Origin of the sequence: Flavobacterium sp. UGB4466 (assembly GCF_903469665.1) — a bacterium.
GTDB lineage: Bacteria > Bacteroidota > Bacteroidia > Flavobacteriales > Flavobacteriaceae > Flavobacterium > Flavobacterium lipolyticum.
On the sequence record NZ_CAGKLC010000222.1, the window covers coordinates 1 to 1,993 of the forward strand.

Consider the following 1,993-nt stretch of genomic DNA (forward strand, 5'->3'; position numbering starts at 1 on the left):
ATTATCATGATCTCTTCAACATCCCGATAGCTTAATGTAAACCTAAGCTTAAAATATACGGCCTGCAGTATAATAGATTTTGGATAACAATGACCTTTAGTATTCATGAGTTTAAGAATTTAAAAAGGCAAAGATAAAACTTAGCTTTAGATGCGACAGAACCTGAATACTTCTTCTAAAGGAGCTTCTTTAAAAAGCAATTCTAAAATTCGGTTTTTTAAAAATCCATAAGACAAATTTGTGCTTATTTTATGATCTAATTTTGTGTTTTGATTCTTAACCTTTAATTCTTCTTCTAAATCGTTTAAAATAATTAATTGCATCTTATTCCAAGATTATGCTTACTCATACATTAGAAAATCGTACTCATTACATTTTTTGCATTATAAAAGCCTATTAGTTGGTATTTTTAATAAAGAAATTAAAAATTAGGTAGAAAACTCTAAAATTCTAATCACATGAAAAGCAAAAAAAACTTTACCGGCGCCATCGGTGCGTGGCTGACTAATGAGCTACATCCAGCAAACGCGACCTACAGCTCACCCAACAGCAATTTTAGTTCTATTAAGCTCAACGGTATATACAGCACCCTTGATTACCTGAGCATCGGCTGGTTTGGAGTGGATATGAGCAACCCTAGCAGTCCCACCCTGCAAACCAGTAACACATATCTTGCACAACAGGTTTTAGATGCCCGTGCACAAAACCCGGACATCACCATATTTGCTTTACTGGCCTATACCCAAGAAATCACCAAGGATCTCCAAACGATCATCAACAACCCCGTCCTGCTGACCACTTTTGCTACCAATGTTGCCAACTTTCTGGCTAACAATGACCTCAATGGTTTCGACATTGATTGGGAACAGCCCACGAGCCAACTCTCTCATAAGCAATGCGGCCAATGGCTCAACGCATTGGGTAAGGCTTTCGGGGATACCTATTATCTGGCCATTTCGGCGAGTTCTAACCAGTCCGGTAATGTCAACAACCTGAATGCGGATGCTGTGAATGCCAATGTGGATGTGTTCAATTTGCAAAGTTACTGGGTTAGCGATCCTAGCGTATTTATTGCACACGGTATCAATGCCGATCTATTGGGATTCGGTGCTTATTTAGAAAGTGGTGTCACTGCGCTTTATGCTTCTCAGCAATACGCTGCTGGGATTCAGTACCAGAGTAAGCAATACCCCTACCAAACTATGATGAGTTGGCGGCTTGATTCTTCCAACTGGCCTTTCGAGCAAAGTCAGCAACTATTGATGCGGCCATACCTGACCGGCCAACCGGATGTGGCTGTGTTCGACGATGGAGCCATCTTGAATGCGCAAACTACTCCTACTATTATCCAAAGTATCGTTATCCGTAGCGGAGATGTTGTGGATGCCATCCAATGTACCAATGCCAGCAGCGACGGCTCGTATGTGGTACAACTATTACAACACGGTGGCGATGGCGGCAATGGGAATAATCCGATCAATCTCACAAATGGCCTCACCGCTTTCAGTTACGTAACAGGCTACTGGTACGGACAAAATGTGGTAGTTCAAATCACCATCAACGGCACAAGTTATCCCGCCACCATTAATCCCAATGTAGTTGATACACAAAATTTTCAGGTGACTGCTCCTGCGGGTAGAACTATTATTGCATTCAGTGGACAAACCTGTTATGTGAATTTGGCAGGCGGAGGTTTCAGTTGGGTGTTATCGCAGATCAACGGAGTATTCGGTTAGTGATTTTTTTATTCCCTCTGGTGCTCGTATACAACGAGTGCCTACATAATATTTAAAAGATAATTGTAGCGTTTGTAACGCGGGCTAATAAAAAATGGTTCTTAATACGTTTTATTAAGTAGTAAGTATCTAAAAAGCCACATTGCAAACGCTTTGATTTAGTTTATACTAGTAAAAGGGGGTTCTGTCGCATCTGTCAGAATCAAATATAACACTTTAAGTAATTTAAAAGTTAGGCCGCCAATCTACAGAATGAT

2 protein-coding genes are annotated in these 1,993 nt (G+C 40.5%); one reads left to right on the top strand and one right to left on the bottom strand.

Annotation, left to right across the window (positions count from 1 at the left end; genetic code table 11):
• Window positions 1-146 precede the first annotated feature (146 nt).
• Complete coding sequence (locus JO950_RS21730) at window positions 147-323, bottom strand: hypothetical protein (protein WP_202704514.1); 177 nt, start codon at window positions 321-323, stop codon at window positions 147-149.
• A 135-nt stretch (window positions 324-458) separates the two neighbouring features.
• Here JO950_RS21730 and JO950_RS21735 point away from each other — a divergent pair, with 135 nt between their 5' ends.
• Window positions 459-1,736, top strand: a complete 1,278-nt coding sequence (locus JO950_RS21735; RefSeq protein WP_202704515.1) for a glycosyl hydrolase family 18 protein — start codon at window positions 459-461, stop codon at window positions 1,734-1,736.
• Window positions 1,737-1,993: the final 257 nt, after the last annotated feature.